18 protein-coding genes are annotated in these 17,408 nt (G+C 69.2%); 15 read left to right on the top strand and 3 right to left on the bottom strand.

Translation table 11 applies throughout. The annotated features are described in order from the left end of the window. Positions 1-67 precede the first annotated feature (67 nt). The 15 genes from Adu01nite_RS05195 (at position 68) to Adu01nite_RS05125 (ending at position 13,546) form a co-directional block, all read left to right on the top strand. Complete coding sequence (locus Adu01nite_RS05195; protein WP_239132148.1) at positions 68-595, top strand: flagellar hook assembly protein FlgD; 528 nt, start codon at positions 68-70, stop codon at positions 593-595. A gap of 34 nt (positions 596-629) precedes the next feature. Beyond that, positions 630-1,892, top strand: a complete 1,263-nt coding sequence (locus Adu01nite_RS05190; protein WP_203725342.1) for a flagellar hook protein FlgE — start codon at positions 630-632, stop codon at positions 1,890-1,892. Between the two features lie 201 nt (positions 1,893-2,093). Further along, positions 2,094-2,387 (top strand): flagellar FlbD family protein, encoded by a 294-nt coding sequence (locus Adu01nite_RS05185; protein ID WP_203725341.1) that lies wholly within the window; start codon positions 2,094-2,096, stop codon positions 2,385-2,387. Next, positions 2,387-3,178 carry a flagellar motor protein gene (locus Adu01nite_RS05180; RefSeq protein ID WP_203725340.1) on the top strand — a complete coding sequence of 264 codons (792 nt, stop codon included), beginning with the start codon at positions 2,387-2,389 and terminating at the stop codon, positions 3,176-3,178. Before Adu01nite_RS05185 ends, Adu01nite_RS05180 begins: the two co-directional genes overlap by 1 nt. 3 nt (positions 3,179-3,181) lie before the next feature. Beyond that, positions 3,182-4,216, top strand: a complete 1,035-nt coding sequence (locus tag Adu01nite_RS05175) for a flagellar motor protein MotB (RefSeq protein WP_203725339.1) — start codon at positions 3,182-3,184, stop codon at positions 4,214-4,216. A gap of 16 nt (positions 4,217-4,232) precedes the next feature. Then, on the top strand, positions 4,233-4,685 hold the full coding sequence (locus Adu01nite_RS05170) for a flagellar basal body-associated FliL family protein (RefSeq protein ID WP_203725338.1): 453 nt from the start codon (positions 4,233-4,235) through the stop codon (positions 4,683-4,685). Between the two features lie 112 nt (positions 4,686-4,797). Continuing rightward, complete coding sequence (locus tag Adu01nite_RS05165) at positions 4,798-5,745, top strand: flagellar motor switch protein FliM (protein WP_239132147.1); 948 nt, start codon at positions 4,798-4,800, stop codon at positions 5,743-5,745. Next, positions 5,742-6,509 (top strand): flagellar motor switch protein FliN, encoded by a 768-nt coding sequence (fliN, locus tag Adu01nite_RS05160; RefSeq protein ID WP_203725336.1) that lies wholly within the window; start codon positions 5,742-5,744, stop codon positions 6,507-6,509. The genes Adu01nite_RS05165 and fliN overlap by 4 nt, the downstream gene beginning before the upstream one ends. Positions 6,510-6,517: 8 nt before the next feature. Beyond that, a complete protein-coding gene (locus Adu01nite_RS05155) occupies positions 6,518-6,898 on the top strand; it encodes a FliO/MopB family protein (RefSeq protein WP_239132158.1) in 381 nt (126 codons plus the stop codon). Positions 6,899-6,902: 4 nt separating this feature from the next. Then, on the top strand, positions 6,903-7,736 hold the full coding sequence (gene fliP / locus Adu01nite_RS05150; RefSeq protein ID WP_239132146.1) for a flagellar type III secretion system pore protein FliP: 834 nt from the start codon (positions 6,903-6,905) through the stop codon (positions 7,734-7,736). Further along, positions 7,733-8,497 carry a flagellar biosynthetic protein FliR gene (locus Adu01nite_RS05145; RefSeq protein ID WP_203725330.1) on the top strand — a complete coding sequence of 255 codons (765 nt, stop codon included), beginning with the start codon at positions 7,733-7,735 and terminating at the stop codon, positions 8,495-8,497. The genes fliP and Adu01nite_RS05145 overlap by 4 nt, the downstream gene beginning before the upstream one ends. Before the next feature lie 12 nt (positions 8,498-8,509). Beyond that, positions 8,510-9,601, top strand: a complete 1,092-nt coding sequence (locus Adu01nite_RS05140; protein ID WP_203725328.1) for an EscU/YscU/HrcU family type III secretion system export apparatus switch protein — start codon at positions 8,510-8,512, stop codon at positions 9,599-9,601. A gap of 108 nt (positions 9,602-9,709) precedes the next feature. Next, on the top strand, positions 9,710-11,740 hold the full coding sequence (flhA, locus tag Adu01nite_RS05135) for a flagellar biosynthesis protein FlhA (protein ID WP_239132145.1): 2,031 nt from the start codon (positions 9,710-9,712) through the stop codon (positions 11,738-11,740). A 169-nt stretch (positions 11,741-11,909) separates the two neighbouring features. Then, entirely contained in the window at positions 11,910-13,310 is a 1,401-nt protein-coding gene (locus Adu01nite_RS05130; RefSeq protein WP_239132144.1) for a hypothetical protein, read from the top strand. Further along, on the top strand, positions 13,310-13,546 hold the full coding sequence (locus tag Adu01nite_RS05125) for a hypothetical protein (protein WP_203725323.1): 237 nt from the start codon (positions 13,310-13,312) through the stop codon (positions 13,544-13,546). The genes Adu01nite_RS05130 and Adu01nite_RS05125 overlap by 1 nt, the downstream gene beginning before the upstream one ends. A 59-nt stretch (positions 13,547-13,605) precedes the next feature. Here the strand turns inward: Adu01nite_RS05125 and Adu01nite_RS05120 are convergent, their stop codons facing one another. From Adu01nite_RS05120 to Adu01nite_RS49235, 3 genes are read right to left on the bottom strand one after another with little or no spacing between them, the layout of a single operon-like run. Further along, a complete protein-coding gene (locus Adu01nite_RS05120) occupies positions 13,606-15,585 on the bottom strand; it encodes a flagellar hook-length control protein FliK (protein WP_203725321.1) in 1,980 nt (659 codons plus the stop codon). 41 nt (positions 15,586-15,626) lie between these two features. Then, complete coding sequence (locus tag Adu01nite_RS48375) at positions 15,627-16,619, bottom strand: transglycosylase SLT domain-containing protein (protein WP_203725319.1); 993 nt, start codon at positions 16,617-16,619, stop codon at positions 15,627-15,629. An 11-nt stretch (positions 16,620-16,630) separates the two neighbouring features. Then, complete coding sequence (locus Adu01nite_RS49235) at positions 16,631-17,068, bottom strand: flagellar FliJ family protein (RefSeq protein WP_203725452.1); 438 nt, start codon at positions 17,066-17,068, stop codon at positions 16,631-16,633. Positions 17,069-17,408: the final 340 nt, after the last annotated feature.

Here is a 17,408-nt window from a genome sequence, read left to right as displayed (position 1 = left end):
CAAACGGACAGGAGTAGTCATGACCTCGCCGACCTCGGGAATTTCGGGCACTTCAGGTACCTCTGGGGTGAGTGGGCCGAGCGCCTCCGAAAAGGCCAAGGGCAAGGAGCTCGGGGACAAGGACACCTTCCTCAAGCTGCTCGTGGCTCAGCTCAAGTATCAGGACCCCAGCAATCCGGCCGACTCGACCCAGTTCCTGGCGCAGACCGCCCAGTTCACCCAGGTCGAGAAGCTCGGCGACATCGCCGACATGCTCAAGTCGCAACGGATGATCGGCGTGAGCAGCCTGGTCGGGCATGAGGTCACCTTCATGGACGCGAACGGCGCCCGGCAGTCGGGCACGGTCTCGGCCGCAAAGCTCAACGGAGACAGCGAACCGATGCTTCGGGTCGGGAACACGGACGTGCAGCTGTCCAAGGTCATGGAAGTCCAGTCACTGGGCCAGTCGGGCGGTGCCGCCGCTGCCAATGTGGCCGGTGCCGCCGTTGCTGCCGCCGGCCTCGCCGGCTCGGCGGCCGCCGCCGCGGCCGGCCCGGTGGCACCGAAGTCGGATGACGAGGACGTCAAGCCGACCACCGGTCCCGCGACCGCCTGATCAGCGTTCCCCTCAACCGCAAAGGACTCGATTCATGCTGCGCTCTCTGTACTCCGGCATCAGTGGCCTGCACGCGCACCAGCAGATGATGGACATCACCGGTAACAACATCGCCAACGTCAACACCGTCGGTTTCAAGGCGAGCAGCGTGCAGTTCCAGGACACGCTCAGCCAGATGATCGGTGCGGCCGGTGCGCCCCAGGGAACCATGGGCGGCACCAACCCGGCCCAGGTCGGCCTCGGTGTGCGCAACGCCGGCATCATCTCGAACTGGACCCAGGGCTCGCAGGAGACCACCGGGCGCGCCGGCGACATGATGATCCAGGGCGACGGCTTCTTCATCACGCGTAACGGCAACGAGAATCTGTACACCCGAGCCGGCTCGTTCTCCTTCGACGGCAACGGTCTGCTGACCACCGCGACCGGTGAGCCCGTGCAGGGCTGGACCGCGACGGACGGGGTGGTCAACTCGGCCTCGAAACCGGGTGACATCACGATGCCGCTGGGCAGCACGATTCCGGCCAAGGCGACCACCGCGATCACGCTGAAGGGCAACCTGACCAGCGACACGACCGGGGTCGCGACGGACTATCCGAAGAACTACGCGATCCCGGTGAAGGTCTACGACAAGCTGGGCACGCCGAGCACCCAGATCGTCAACTTCCAGCAGGACGCCACCGGTGCCTACGCGGTCTACTACCCGTGGGACACCGCCACCAACAGCGGTACGCAGGTGACCGACCTGCCCACCGGTGGTGGCACCCAGCTGACCTTCGGCACTACCGAACCCGGCAAACCGGACGCGACAAGCTTCAAGATCACCAACAACTCGGACCCCAGCAATCCGTACGAGTACACCGTCGACATCTCCGACATCACCAACTTCTCCGGGCAGTCGGACGCGCGGGTGTTCGACGCGGACGGCCAGGTCGCCGGTGCGCTGACCTCACTGTCGTACACCGTCTCCGACACCGGCCAGATCGTCGGTGTGTACAGCAACGGCCTGAAGCAGGTTCTCGGCCAGATCGCCATGGCGACCTTCAAGAACGTGAACGGCCTGGAGAAGACCGGCGACTCGTCGTACCGGTCGACGGTCAACTCCGGCTATCCGCAAGTGGGTGTGCCGGCCAGCGCCGGCATGGGTCAGGTCATCAGCGGCGCACTGGAGATGTCGAACGTCGACCTCGCCCAGGAGTTCACCAACCTGGTCATCGCCCAACGCGGCTTCCAGGCGAATTCCCGGGTCATCACCACGTCCGACGAGCTGCTCCAGGAGCTCGTCAGTATGAAGCGCTAGTAGTACCACCAGACCGGCCGGCGGCCGGGACAGGCACTCACGTGTCTGTCCCGGCCGTCCGTTTTTAGCCGAAAGGCTGCACCCGTAGTGCGACCGGTTGGATCTCATCAGCAACCGTCAGGTCGCCGAAATGACATGTGAACGAGGGGCCAGGGACGGCCCGCCAGTCAGGACCACACCACCACCCAAGGACGGATGTAAGTGATCCTCGTAACCCGCATCAACGGTGCAGTGTTCGCCCTGAATCCGGATCTGATCGAGCGCGCGGACTGCACGCCCGACACGGTCGTAACGCTGGTGGACGGCACTAAGTACGTCATTGCCGAGTCCGTGCCCGAGTTCATCGACTCGGTTCGCCACTACCGCGCCTCCCTGATCGCCCAGGCGAGTCGCCTCGAGAACGAGCCCGCGCCAGTTGCCCCGTCGTCCGCTGACTCCGCTGACGACCAAGACCACGACGCCAAGGTGCTCCCGCTGCACCGGAAGGAACGCTGATGGACATCTCAACCATCGTCGGTGTAGTCGTATCCCTGGTGATCGTCTTCACCGTTCAGATCCTGGAAGGCGGTTCACCGTCCTCCATCATCCTGATCCCGTCGATGCTGCTGGTGTTCGGTGGCGCGTTCATGGCCGGTATGGCCGGTGGAGTTCTGAAGGACGCGACCGGCGCCGGCAAGCAGCTCCAGAAGGCGTTCCTCGCCAAGGTCACGCCGCCGACCCAGCTGGTCGAGAACATCGTCAAGCTGGCCGAGCGGGCCCGCCGCGAGGGTCTGCTGGCCCTCGAGGACGCGGTCAAGACCGTTGAGCACCCGTTCCTGAAGCGCGGTCTGCAGCTGGCGATCGACGGCACCGACCCGGAGGAACTGCACGACATCCTCCACGCCGAGATCGCGGCCAAGAAGAAGGCCGACAAGGCCAGCTCGAAGCTCTTCGAGAACATGGGCGGCTACGCCCCGACGATCGGCATCATCGGCACGGTCATGGGCCTCGTGCACGTTCTCGAGAACCTGAACAAGCCCGACACGCTCGGCCACTCGATCTCCGCCGCGTTCGTCGCCACCCTCTGGGGTGTGCTCAGCGCCAACCTGATCTGGCTTCCGGTCGCCGCTCGTCTGACCCGCCTCAGCGCGGTCGAGGCGGAGGAGATGGAACTGGTCGTCGACGGTGTCCTTGCTATCCAGGCCGGCTCGAACCCGCGTCTGGTTGCCCAGAAGCTGCGCAGCCTCCTCCCGCCGGACGAGGCCAAGAAGGCCGAGGCGGCCGCGAGCACGAAGAAGGCGGCATAACAGATGAGCTCAGGCGGTGGTGGCGGCAGGCGCAAGAAGGCTCATGAGGAGCACGAGGAGCACGTCAACCACGAGCGCTGGCTCGTGTCGTACGCCGACATGCTGACTCTTCTGTTCGTACTGTTCGTTGTTCTCTACTCGATGTCCGACGTCAACATGAAGAAGTTCGCTCAGCTGGCGTCCGGCCTGTCCAAGGGGTTCGGCGCGGAGAGCGCGGCGTTCTCCGGCTCCGCTTCGACCCTGGACGGCGCCGGCCAGAGTTCCGAGATCGTGCAGATCGACCCGGGTGCCAACCCGGGTGACGGCAAGACCGGCACCTCGAACATGACCGAAGCGCAGAAGGCCGCGGTCAAGGCGGCCGTCGCCGCCGAGGACCGGCTCAAGGCCTCGGCGAACGCCCAGGCGGCGACCAAGGAAGCCGAGAACCTCAAGAACATCGAGAACAAGCTGTCCGATGCACTGACCAAGGCCGGTCAGCTCAACAACGTGAAGTTCACGATCGACAAGCGGGGGCTTGTCGTCACCATCGTCACCAACGAGGTCGTCTTCGCCGGTAACCGGGCCGACCTGCAGGCGGGTGGCAAGAAGATCCTGAACGCGCTGGCACCGACGCTGGCGAAGCTGCCGAACAACATCGAGGTTGACGGCAACACCAACCAGCTCAAGGCAGTCACCACCTACTACCCGAGCGGCTGGGAGCTCTCCGCGGCTCGCGCCTCGACCACGGTCCGGTACTTCGCCGGCCACGGCATCGCCAAGAACCGGATGAGCGCGGTCGGCTTCTCCGACACCAAGCCACTGATCAGCCCGTCCGACCCACGCTCGATCACGATGAACCGCCGGGTGGACGTCGTCGTCCTCACCACGCTCCCGGCCGACCAGGCGGCACTGCTGCCGGCCGCGGCCGGCGCGGACGCCAAGCTGCACTCCGGTCAGACCACGGCGCAGGCCGCGGCGCTCGAAAAGGCAGTCGAGCAGGCGAACAGCGCCGCCGACACCGCTACTTCCACCACCACCACCACGACCACGACCAACTGAGGGGAGTCCGATTCCAATGGCTGACGAGACGAAGGATGGCGCTGCCGAGGCGCCCAAGAAGTCCAAGAAGATGCTGATGATCATTGTGATCGCGGCGGTCGTGCTGATCGGCGGCGGCGCCGGCGCGTTCTTCATGCTGAAGGGCGACTCCGCCGAGGCGAAGACGCCGACCAAGGGCACCGTGGTGGCGATCAGCGACGCGTTGACGATCAACCTGGCCGACAGCCACTACCTGAAGCTCCAGTTCTCGCTCCAGCAGACCGCTGACGTCAGCGAGGACGTGGACACCGGCGAGGCGATCAACCTGGCGATCGACGAGTACACCGGCAAGACCGTTGCCGAGCTCTCCACCGAGAAGGGCCGCGAGGCCGTCAAGGAAGAGCTCCTGGCGAAGATCATCAAGGCGTACACGACGGACGGCACGCAAGAGGTCATGGGCATCTACTACACGCAGTTCGTGACCCAGTAATCAACTGAATCGGACGGGCGGGATCACTTCGGTGATCCCGCCCATTCGTCGATTTGGGGGTAAATACGGCTCTCCGGCTCAGCGGTTCCGGAAATGAGTCGATGGGGACGGCGTGACCTCCGCAACACGATCCCCGGGCAAGATGTCGCGTCGTGGGCAGGGCGCAGGGCCGACGGCGTACGACTTCCGCCGGCCGGTGAAGCTCTCCCGGGACCACGTTCGCACGCTGCAGACCGCGTTCGAGACGTACGCGCGCAGCTGCGGCACCCTGCTGACCACCCGTCTGCGCGTGGTCAGCAGCGTCACGCTGGCCGCCATCGAGCAGCTCAACTACGACGAGTACGTCTCGTCGCTCAACAATCCCACCGTGATCGCGGTGGTCACGATGGAGCCGCTGGACGGTACGGCCTTGATGGAGATGTCCTCCTCGGCCGTGATGACCGCGATCGACCACATGCTCGGCGGACCGGGCGGCCCCCAGCCGGAGCGGCCGCTGACCGAGGTCGAGATGCCGCTGCTGCGCGGGCTGCTGGAACGCATGCTGGGCGAGCTGAGGTACGGCTTCGAGACCCTTGTCGACATTCAGCCGCGGCTCAAGGAGATCGAGTACAACGCCCAGTTCCTACGGGCGCACGCTCCCCGTGATGCCTGCGTGGTCGCCACCTTCGACCTGAAGATCGGTGCGGAGGAGTGCCTGGCCAGCATCTGCATGCCGTTCAACATGATCGTGCCGGTGCTGTCCCGGACCGAGGCGGTCGTGCTCAGCGACAAGGAACGGGCCAGCAAGGACCTGGCGCTGCGCAACCTGACCGCCGGCCTTTTCTCGGCTCCGATCGACGTTGCAGTCCGATTCCAGCCCATTCGTATGCGTACCGATGACATCGTGGACCTGCGTCCCGGTGACGTCGTGCCGCTCGGTCATCCGACCAGCCGGCCGCTCGAGGTGACCGTCAACGAGACCGTCTTCGCTCACGCAGTTCCCGGTAATCAGGGCGCCCGGCTTGCCTGTCTCGTGGTGCCGCCGCCCAAGGAGTCGTCCAAGGAGTCAGGCCGCTCATGACCGCGCCCACCATCACCGCGCCCCAGCTGGCGCTCGCCCGGAACGCCGCCGAAGCTGCCCTGGCCGTCCTGCCCACCAGCCGCGCCCTTGCCGTCGCGAACCCGGTCGCCGCCTCCGCGGAGACCGTGATCGAGGGACAGGCGATCACCGCCAAGTTCAGCGGTGCGGCCACCGGCGAGGTCGTCGTGGTGGTCGGCCAGGACCTCGCGGACGCGCTCAAGGAGAGCCCGCTCGGCGAGCTCGACCTGACCGCCGCGGTCCGGCCGGCCCTGGAGGCGGCGGCCCGGGTCTTCGGACCGGTCGTCCTCGACCCCGGCCAGGTGATGGAGCCGGGAGTCGCGCTCAGCGCGCTCGCCACCAAGGAAGACGCGGTGGTGGTGCCGCTGGTCGAGGGCGAAGAGGTACGGGCGGTGCTGGCGCTCGCGCTGAGCCCGTGGCCGAGCGGCGAACCCGGTCAGGTCGACGTGGCCCGCCGGGACCCGGCCCCGGCCGCGGCCGGCGCGGCGCTGACCCGCGGCGGCCTGGACATGCTGCACGACGTCGAGATGGAGGTCTCGGCCGAGCTCGGCCGCACCCGGATGAGCGTGCGCGAGTTGCTCTCGCTCAACCCGGGCGCGATCGTCGAGCTCGACCGGGCCGCCGGCAGCCCGGCCGACCTGCTGGTCAACGGCCGGCTGATCGCCCGGGGCGAGGTGGTCGTGGTGGACGAGAACTTCGGCATCCGGATCACCGAGATCGTCGCACCGGGCACCGAGCGGGAGTAACGGCCTTGATGGAGCTCGTCCTGCGGATCGGCTTCTCGCTGTTCGTGGTCCTGGGCCTGATGTGGGCGGTGGCACGGCTGGTCCGCCGGCCGCTGAGCGCTCGCCGGGCGCACGGCGCGCTCGCCGTCCTCAATCGGCAGCAGCTCACCCGCAACTCCGAGGTGGCCGTGGTGCGGGTGGCCGGCCGGGCGATCGTCCTCGGCATCACCGAGAACCAGGTGAACCTCCTCGGCGAGGCCGACGTCGCCGACTTCGAGAAGCACGAGCACGAGGAGCACGTACCGCTGGAACCGGCCGATCTGCCGGTCGTTCACCCGGCCGGCCCGGGCGCGAATCGCCTGGACCGGACGATCTTGGAAACCCTCCGCGACCGAACATCGAGGCGATGATGTGATGCGACGCGCGATCCTGCTTCTGTTCGCCACGTTCGGCCTGGCGCTGGTGCTGCTGCCGGCGGCCGCGTCCGCCGAGCCGAGACCGGCGCCGCCGGCCTCGGCCGTGGTGACCGTGGCGATGCCGGATCGCGTACCGCAGGCGCCGACCCCACCGACGCCGCCGAGCATCAACCTCAACGTCAACGGGACCAATCCGGACGGCAGCCGCCCGGCGTCCTCGCTGGTGATCATGCTGGGCCTCACCGTGCTCTCGGTGGCCCCGGCCCTGCTGCTGCTGTGCACGGCGTTCACCAAGGTCTTCATGGTCCTCGGGATCACCCGCAACGCGCTCGGCCTGACCAGCATGCCGCCCAACCAGGTGCTGGCCGGCCTGGCGCTGTTCCTGACCCTGTTCATCATGGGCCCGACCGTCTCGGCGATGAACGAGAAGGGCGTGCAGCCCTACCTCAAGGGCGACAAGACCCAGGCGCAGGCGTTCAAGGACGGCATCCAGCCGCTGCGCGACTTCATGTGGAAGACCACCCGTGAGGACGAGGTCGGCCTCATGATCAAGCTGTCCGGCTCGGACAAGCCGCGGAACAAGGACGACGTCGAGCTGACCACGCTGATCCCGGCGTTCGTCCTCTCCGAACTGCGGGCCGCGTTCATCATCGGCTTCGTCATCTTCATCCCGTTCCTGCTGATCGACATGGTGGTCTCCGCGTCACTCATGTCACTGGGCATGATGATGCTGCCGCCGGTCACCATCTCCCTGCCGTTCAAGCTGTTGCTGTTCGTGATGGTCAACGGCTGGGGGCTGATTCTCACGTCGCTGGTGGCGTCCTACCGATGAACTGGGACGTCCCGACCGCGGACCTCCTCGCCATCCTGCTGGGCGCCGCCCGCACCGGGGCATGGCTGATGATCAGCCCGCCGTTCAACTCCCGGTTCATCCCGGGCACGGTCAAGGCGCTGCTCTCGGTCGGGCTGACCCTGCCGCTCGCGCCGTACCTCAAGGGGACCGTGCCGAGCCTGGAGACGCCGGACATCATCGCCTGCGCCGCCCTGCAGGTCTTCGTGGGCGCCTCGCTCGGCTTCATCACGGCCCTGCTGTTCTCCGCCCTCCAGGCGGCCGGCGACCTGCTCGACCTCTTCGGCGGCTTCACCCTCTCCAGCGGGTACGACCCGCTGTCGCTCAACCAGAGCTCGGTGTTCGGCCGCTTCTACAACCTGGTCGCGGTGACCATCCTCTTCACCAGCGGGGGTCATCAGGTGATCCTGCGCGGTTTCCTGCAGTCCTTCCGCACCCTGCCGCTGAACGCCCACTACGACCTGGCCACCTTCAGCCAGCTGCTGCTCAAGGGCATCGGCGACATGTTCCTGTCGGCCATCCAGATCGCCGGCCCGCTGGTGATCGTCCTGTTCCTCACCGACGTGGCGTTCGGCCTGCTGAACCGGGTGGCGCCCGCGCTCAACGCGTTCCAGCTCGGCTTCCCCGCCAAGATCATGGTCCTGCTGCTGCTCTCCGGGCTGGCCATCACCACCCTGCCGACGGTCGTCGAGGCGCTGGTCGATCGCTCGGTCACCGCCGTACTCAAGCTGACCGGGGGTTGAGGGTGGTGACTCGTGTCCGGTGAGAAGACCGAACAGCCAACTCCACAGAAACTCAAGAAGGCCAAGCGGGAAGGCCAGATCGGCCGGACCCAGGACATCGGCGCCTGGTTCGGCATGCTGGCCGCGAGCATCATGCTGCCCCGCACCCTCGAGTCGGCGATCAAGCACGCCCAGGAGCTGCTGTCCCAGGTGCCCCAGGTGATCGAGCGCCCGGAACCGGCCCTGGCCCTGCGGATGCTCAAGGAAGCGGGCTTCGGCATCGCCTGGTCGGTGCTGCCGTTGTCGATGACGCTGATGTTCGTCGGGATCGCGGCGGCCGGCGCGCAGGGCGGCATCCGGGTCGCCACCAAGCTGTTCATCCCGAAGTTCAGCCGGCTCAACCCGCTGCCCGGGATCAAGAAGATGTTCGGGCCGCAGTCGCTCTGGGAGGGGATCAAGGCCCTGGTCAAGACGTCGGTGCTGGCCGCCGTGCTGTACAGCACGACCAAGGACACCATCCCGATCCTGATGACCGCCGGTCAGCTGCCGCTCGGCACGCTGCTGGCGGTGGTCAAGGACGCCACCATCGGGTTGATCCGGGCCGCGTCGGCGGCCGGCATCGTGATGGCCGCCGCCGACTACTTCGTGGTCCGCCGCCGCACCAACAAGCAGCTGCGGATGACCAAGGAAGAGGTGAAGCAGGAGCACAAGAACTCCGACGGTGACCCGCTGATCAAGGCCCAGATCCGGGCCCGGCAGATGGCCATGGCCCGGAACCGGCAGATGGCCGACGTGCCGACCGCCGACGTGGTGATGGTCAACCCGACGCACGTGGCGGTGGCGCTGCGGTACGAACCGACCAAGGGCGCACCCCGGGTGGTGGCCAAGGGCCAGGGCCCGCTCGCCACCAAGATCCGGGAGATCGCCACCGAGCACCGGGTGCCACTGGTCCAGGACGTGCCGCTGGCCCGGGCCCTGCACGCCGGCTGCGAGGTGGGCGCGGAGATCCCGGCCGACTTCTACGGCGCGGTGGCCAAGGTGCTGGCGTTCGTGATGAGTCTGAAGGCGCGTGGATCGGCGGCAGGCCTGCACCGCAACCCTAATTCCGCATCAACAGCCGCATAACCGAGTTTTTAGGAGATTTCCTCACATGCGTCCCTCGTACGGGGGAGACTCTGCGTGAAGGGGTGAGCTACACCCTGTGCTCGGGAAGGTGCCGTGAAGAAGCGCAACGTGAGCCGACTAGCCGTCCCCATCGGGGTCATCGGCATCATCATCATGATGGTCGTCCCGTTGCCGACGTTCCTGCTCGATCTTTTCATCGCGCTGAACATCACGGCGGCCCTTCTCATCCTTCTCACCAGTATGTTCGTCCAGAAGCCGCTCGACTTCGCGGTCTTCCCGGCGCTGCTGCTGGTCGCCACCCTGTTCCGGCTCGCGCTCAACATCAGCGCCACCCGGCTGGTGCTGCGCGACGGCGACGCCGGCAAGGTGATCCACGCGTTCGGCAGCTTCGTGGTCGGTGGCAACCTGGTCATCGGCCTGGTCATCTTCCTGATCCTGGTGATCGTCCAGATGGTCGTGGTGACCAAGGGTGCCGAGCGGGTCGCCGAGGTCGGCGCCCGCTTCACCCTCGACGCCATGCCCGGCAAGCAGATGGCGATCGACGCCGACCTCAACGCCGGGCTGATCGACGAGGACCAGGCCAAGAAGCGGCGGGCCGAGGTGGGCGCCGAGGCCGAGTTCTACGGCGCCATGGACGGTGGGTCCAAGTTCGTCAAGGGCGACGCGATCGCGGCCGTCATCATCACCGTGATCAACCTGGTCGGCGGCTTCGCCGTCGGCCTGATCCAGCAGGGCATGTCGGCCTCCGACGCGATGAACCACTACAGCCTGCTGAGCGTCGGCGACGGCCTGGTCTCCCAGGTCCCGGCCCTGCTGCTCTCGGTGGCCACCGGTCTGATCGTGACCCGGTCGGCGACCTCCGGCGACATGGGCACCAGCGTCACCGAGCAACTCGGCCAGAACAAGCTGGCCCTGCGCATCGCCGGCGGCGCCGCGCTCGCCCTCTGCGTCATCCCCGGGCTGCCCAAGGTCCCGTTCCTGATCGTCGGCGTGCTGGTGCTGGTGATCGCGCAGCGGGTCAAGGACCCGGTGCCGGAGGCCGAGGCCGCGGCGGTCGCCGAGGCGGTCGACATGCCGGCCCCCGACTCGCCGGAACAGCTGCTCGGCGAGATGCGGGTCGACCCGCTCGAGCTCGCGCTCTCGCCCGACCTGGTCGACCTGGTCGACACCAGCAGCGGCGACCTGCTCGACCGGGTTCGCGCCCTGCGCCGCAAGATGGCCATGGAACTCGGGGTGATCATGCCGCCGGTGCGCACCCGGGACGACCTGGATCTCCCGCTCTCCTCGTACGCGATCCGGATCTCCGGGGTGGACGCCGGCACCGGCGAAGCCCCGCCCGGCACGGTGCTGGCGATCGGCGACGGGCTGCAGGGGCTGCCCGGCCGTGCCGGTGTCGAACCAGTCTTCGGCCTGCCCGGCAAGTGGGTACCGGCCGAACTGCACTACCAGGCCGAGCTCTCCGGAGCGACGGTCGTCGACCGGGCCAGCGTGATCATCACGCACCTGGCCGAAGTGGTCCGCAGCAACGCGAGCCGGCTCCTCGGCCGCGAGGACGTCCGGGCGCTGACCGAGATGGTGAAGCGCACGCACCCGGTCGTCGTGGAGGAGCTGACCCCGGCTGTCCTCAGCCTCGGTCAGATCCAGAAGGTGCTGCAGGCCATGCTGGACGAGGGCGTGCCCATTCGCGACCTGGTCCGAATCTTCGAGGCGCTCTCGCTGAGAGCGAAGATCTCCGTCGACCAGGACAGCCTGGTGGAGTCGGCGCGAGCCGCGCTCGGCCCGGCCATCGCCGCCCAGTACGTCACCGGCGGCCGGCTCACGGTGATCACCCTCGACCCCATGCTCGAGCAACAACTGCTCGAATCGTTGCGGCCCAGCGAGACGGGAGCCTTCATGGCGATCGACGGTTTGCGCGCCGAGGCGATCGTCAGCGAGGCCGCCCGCCTGGCCGAGACCGCCGAGCAACAGGGCCTCTCGCCCGTGCTCGCCTGCTCGCCACAGCTGCGGCTTCCACTGATGCGTCTGCTACGCGCCGGTTCACGCCGGGTGCAGGTGCTGTCGTACGGCGAAATCTCTGGTTCCACAGCACAGATCGAGACGATAGGGGTGGTGAACGGTGCCTACGCGGGTGCTGCTTGAGGGACCGGCCATCGAGCCACTGCTGGCTCAGGTACGCGATGAGTACGGCTCCGGTGTCCGGATCATCTCAGCCGACAAAGTCCGCAGTGGCGGAGTCGGGGGCTTCTTCGCGAAGCAGCATTACGAGCTATCCGTGGAGGTGCCGGACCCGAACGAGGACAGGACTGACATGGCGAAACGGAGTACGAACCCGGATAACGGCCACACGCTGGAACGATTGCTGGAACGGGCCGAATCGCAGGACCGACTGGACGAACCGGGACGCCCACAGGCGGCCCGGACGGTGACGCCGGCCGCTTTCGGCCAGGCCCGGCCGGGGGAGACGACATTCTCCCGCCCGGCGGCCCGGCCGGCCGCGGGGCCGGCTGCTGGGCCGGAGACCAACTTCGGCGCCGACGAGGGCCGGGGTGCCGCGCACAGCGACACCAACGCGGCGTTCGCCGAGCTGATGGCCGGCCTGGAGACCACCGGGCACGCACCGATGCCGGAGGCCGAGCGGAATCCGCCCCGGCCGAAGGCGGGGGTGCCACTGCGCGGCGAGGACGCGCCGACGGTGCGCCCGTTCCGGCCGGCCGCGACCACGGAGGCACCGGTGAACCACCCGCCCAAGGCGACCGCACCGGTCGTGTCGGCCCCGCCGGCTCCGGCCGCCGAGCCGACGGCGCACGTCGCGCAGCACGCGCAGCCCCAGCCCGGTCCGGCCCAACCCAGTCTGGCCGATCGGATCGGCGGCCTCGGTGCCAGCGCGGTCGAGGTGGACGAGCCGCCGGTGGAGGAGACGATCGAGACGCCGGTGATCTCGGCGGCCGAGGCCTTCGGGCTGAAGCCGATCACGCCGGCGTCGCAGCCGGCCGTGGCCGCACCGATCGCCGACAGCGACCCGGTGATCCGCAACCTGATCTCGGTCGGCATGCCGGAGGCGATGGCCGGCCAGATCACCGGGGCCGACACGTACGCGGGGGTGCTGAGCGTGCTGGCCGCGCGGCCCTCGGCGCCGGGTATCCCGGACGGGCCGGGCGAGATCCTCGTCCTGGCCGGGGACATCAACCTCGGCGTACCCATCGCTCGTCACCTGCTGGACCAGATCGGCGTGCCGGAGAACCACCTTCTCCTCGCCGCGCCGACCACGGCCGGCACCGGGCTGCACTCGTCCCGGCTGATTCCCAACCGGGAAGCGGCCGAGTCCCGGGTGGACAAGCTGCACAACGCCGAGCAGGCCTGGGTCGTCGTGCTGGACGCACCGGTGGGTGGCACCGACCCGCTCTGGGTCAACGAGATGTGCGACGCGATCGGGGCCACCGCGGTCTGGGCGATCGTCGACGCCACCCGCAAGACCGCCGACACGGCCCGCCACCTGCGCACGCTCGGCGAGGTCGAGTCGCTGGTGGTGCACGGCGTGGAGCTGACCCAGGACCCGGCCTCGGTACTCGGCCTGGACCTGCCGATCTTCTCGCTGGACGGTAAGCAGGCCACTCCGCACGCGTGGGCCGCCATGCTCTGCGCGCGGATCGCGACCGACGTGATGCCGGTGGCGGCGCCGCCTCGGCGGGCGTCGCGTCCGGTGCGGTAATGATCCGTCCGTCGGTCCTGCTGTTCGCATTCGTGATCAGCGCGCCTGCGTTGTACCGGTACGTGCTCGATCAGCTGGACCTCACCGACGTCATGATCCGGTTCATCATCGCGGTGCCGATCGCGGCACTGCTGCTGGCCGCATTGCGATTCGTGACGGCGGGGTACGGGCGGAACGGCGATGGTGGGGAAGCCACCGCTGTCACGCCCACCCCGGTCGACGTGCGCGAGGCCTAGAAGCACAAAGGACGGCGCCGGCGAACACCCTCTCGGGTGTTCGCCGGCGCCGCTTCTATTTATGCGTGGATGTCGAGCCGGCTGTTGCCCGGTGCCCGCCGCGGCGCGGTGGCCGGTTCGGTCGTCGGCGGCGCGTCGTTCCCGCCCGGGCCGTTGCCGCGGCGTCCGCCACCGGGGTAACCGGGCGCGTTGAACTGCTGCCGGGTCTGCTCCTGCTGGGCCGTGCCCTGCCGCAGGTCGAGCGTGCAGTTGCCGAAGCCGGAGTCCTCCAGCTCGCGGCGCAGGTCGCTGAGCGCGTTGCGCAGCGCGTCGGTGCCCGCGTCGGTAGTGCCGGTGAGCTGCAGATTGATGTCCCCGTTGCGGATCTCGGCCACCACCTGGACCGGCCCGAGGTCGGCCGGGTGCAGGTGCACGGTCAGCCGGTGGATGCCGTCGGCATCCAGACGCAGCGGGATGATCCGCACGGCGACCTGGGCGGCGGCCGGCGGTGGCGGTCCCTGCGGGCTGGGCGGCGGGGTGCCGGCCGCCGGGGCGGCCGGGGCGGTGGCTTGCGGTCCGGAGACTCCGGCAATGCCGGCCTGACCGAGTACGCCGGGATTGGCGGTCCCGTCGGTGGCGACACCGGGGGTCGCGGCCGGCGCGGGCGGCAGGCCGGTCGCCGGCCCGGTCGTGGCGTCCGGAGCGGCCCGGTCGGGGGCGGCGGTCGTCGGCGCGGTCGCGGTGTCCGGAGCAGTCGGCTGCTGGTTCTGGTCCGGGGCGGGACCGGTCGGTGCCGGAGCGGTCTGGGCGGCGGCGTCCGCGGTCGCGTTCGCCGGCGCGGCGGTCGGCGGGGCCGCGCCGGTCACGGCGGTCGCCTGCAACGCCTGGTCCGGGGCGGGCCCGGTCAGTGGGCCGGCGGTGGCGGTGGCGGTGGTCGGGGCGGGGGCGGTTTCGGTGGACGGTCCGCCCGCCTTCGCGAGCTCGGCCGCCAGGGCGCCCGGCAGAGCCGGACCGTTCGCGGGGTTCGCGCCGGTCACCGGCTTGCCGGCGGCGTCGCGCAGGGTTCCGGCCGGCACCGCCGCGGCCTCGGCCGGGGTGTTGGTGACGGTCTCCTGCGGGCCGGTCGTCGTGGTGGTCGCGTTCGCCGCGGCACCGGTGGCCGGGGCGGCAACGGCCGGCTCACCGGCGGGCGAGATCCCGCCGACGGCGGCGGTCTTGGCTTCGGCGGCGGCTTTGCCGGCATCCGGCGCCGGAACTTGCGGTACGGGTACGGGTACGGCCGCGACCTGGCCGGTCATCGCGGCCGCGGACGCGGTGGTGGTGGCGGCGGCCGCGGTGGCCTGCGCGGCGTCGGTCGCGGCGGCGTCGGCCGGCTTGGCCTCGTCGGTCTTCGCGGCGTCGGCCGGCTTCGCGTCCTCGGTCTTGGCGGTGTCCGTCGTCTTGGCCTCGACCGGCTTCTCGGCCGTCCCGACGGTGTCGTCCCGGCCGGGGGTGGCGTCGGCGCGGTCGCGGTCCTGGTCCACCCTGCTCTGGTCGGCCCTGCTCTGGTCCGCCCTGCTCCGGTCGGCCCGATCGGTCCCGGTGCGGTCGTCGGCGGCCCGGTCGGCGCCGTCCCGGCCGGTGGTGCGGCGGCTGTCGGCGCGATCCGTGTCCACCCGGTCGGTATCCGGCCGGTCGGTATCCGCCCGGTGGTCGGCCGCGCGGCGGGCGGCGTCGGCCCGGTCCGCGGTGTCGCGTACCTGGGCGCCCCGGTTCGCGGCGGCCCGGTCCTCGGCCGACCGGTTCGCGGCCCGGTTGGCGGCGGCCCGATCGAGCGCGGCCCGCCCCGCGGCGACCCGGTCCGCCTCGACGCGCTCGGCCCGCTGGGTGGCGGCCCGCTCGGTATTGTCCCGGCCGGCGGTCCGCTCCGGGCCGGCGTCGTCCTCGCGATCCGGCCGGCCGAGCTCGGCCGAGAGCGCCGAGCCGAACTCCTCGCCGTCGCCGCGTTTGCCATGCGTCCGCCGCGCGGCGTCGGCCGCGGTCGTCCGATCGGTACCGGAGACGGAACTCGGCATCTTCATGCGGATCTCCTGCTCTGAAGTGGTTCAGTGCGTCTTGGAGGTCAGCCGCCGAGGGCGGCGAGAGCCTTCTGGACCTTCGGCACGTACGCCTGGGTCTCGGCGAACGGCGGGATGCCGTCGTACTTCTTCACCGCGCCACCGCCCGCGTTGTAGGCGGCCAGCGCCAGCGGCACCGACTTGAACTCACGCAGGTTGCGGGCGAGCAGCTTGGCCCCGCCGAAGATGGCTTGCTCGGGGTCGAACGCGTTGTCGACGCCGAGGCCCTTGGCGGTGGACGGCATGAGCTGCATCAGGCCGCGGGCGCCGACCTTGCTGACGGCCTGCGGGTTGTAGCCGGACTCGACCTTGGCGACCGCGGCGAGCAGCTTCGGCGAGACGCCGTACTTGGCGCCGGCCTTGACGAACAGGTCGCCGTACGGGACGCCGGGCAGCGCGCCGGAGTTGGCGAGAGCAGCCGGGCGCACCGAAGCCATGTTCTGGGCCGCGACCGTGGCCGAGTCGCCGACCACCCGGCGGATCTGGGTGGGCGTCTCCCAGACTTTCTGGATCTTGACGTGGTCGCCGGGCTTGGGCGCCGCGATCATCTTGTTGTCGCCGAGGTAGATGCCGACGTGGTCGACCGGCGAGTCGAAAGCCAGGATGTCGCCCGGCTTCGCCTCGGCCAGACTCGCCACCGGCTGGCCGGCCTTGGCCTGCTGCCACGAGTTGCGGGGCAGCTGGATGCCCAGGTCGGCGTAGGTCTTCTGGACCAGGCCGGAACAGTCGAGACCCTTGTCCGGATTGGTGCTGCCGAAGACGTACGGCGTGCCGAGGTATTTCTTCGCCGAAGCCACCACGTCGTCGCCGGAGGTGCCGCCGCCGATGGTCGGCAGCGGGGCGCCGGTGGCGTCGGTCAGCGCCGACGCGAACGACTTGTCGCCCGGCTTGCTGATCACCGTGCCGGGCGCGATCTCCGGGGTGGGCGGAGTAAGGCCGAGCTGACCCTGCAATTGCTGGATGCGGGAGAGAACCCCGCTGACGCCCATCGTCGGCATCTATGGCTCCCCTAGGCGAGACCGCGAGCGGCGTTACGGGCTTTGGAGGTGGTGGCCAGCTCGTCCAGCGACGCCTGGTCGGTGCGCAGGTCGTGGACCCGGACCATCTCGGCGTGCCGCTCGGCCATCATCTCGACGGCCCGGCGGCGCTTGGCCGCGTCGGCGAGAACGGCCAGCCGCTCCCGCTCGACCTCCTCGGCGTCGGTCACCATGCGCTGCGCGTCAAAGAGACAGGCGGCCAGCGACTGCCGCGCGACAAGCGAGGCAACCATGGCCCGAGCCGACCCCTCAGAGGGCGCTTCCGCGCCAACGAGTTGAAGAGAACGACGCTTGACAAGGGCCTGGGCGTCGCGGATCTCGGCACGCGACTGATTGACAGCACCACGGGCAGCGTCTTCTTGAGCCTTGCGAGCACGAAGAACAGGTGCAAGTCCAAAAATCCGTTTCAAGGTGTACGCCTCCAAGCGCTAATCCGGGCAGAACTCCTCAACCATGGCTTCGGCCCAGACCGCGTTCCGCTGAGTGCTGCACCCGAGATGCACCCCGCTTTTTTGCAGCCGCCCGCCGTCCTCGCCGGCCGCGGGGTTGGGGCAGCGAGGCACTGGCGGGGTGTGGGTTGGGGCGGGTGAGGCCCTGCCGGGGTGTGGGTTGGGGTGGGTGAGGCCCTGCCGGGTGTGGGTTGGGGCGGTGAGGCACTGGCGGAGTGTGGGTGGAGTGGCTGAGGTACTCGCGAGGTGTGGGTTGGGCTTGGCGGTGCCCGCCCAGCTCGGGACCCACGGGGTACTTGGT

The organism is Paractinoplanes durhamensis (genome assembly GCF_016862175.1).
In the GTDB taxonomy this organism is placed as follows: Bacteria; Actinomycetota; Actinomycetes; order Mycobacteriales; family Micromonosporaceae; genus Actinoplanes; species Actinoplanes durhamensis.
The sequence above is the reverse complement of the archived record's forward strand: the minus strand, read 5'-3'. Positions and strand labels throughout refer to the sequence as shown.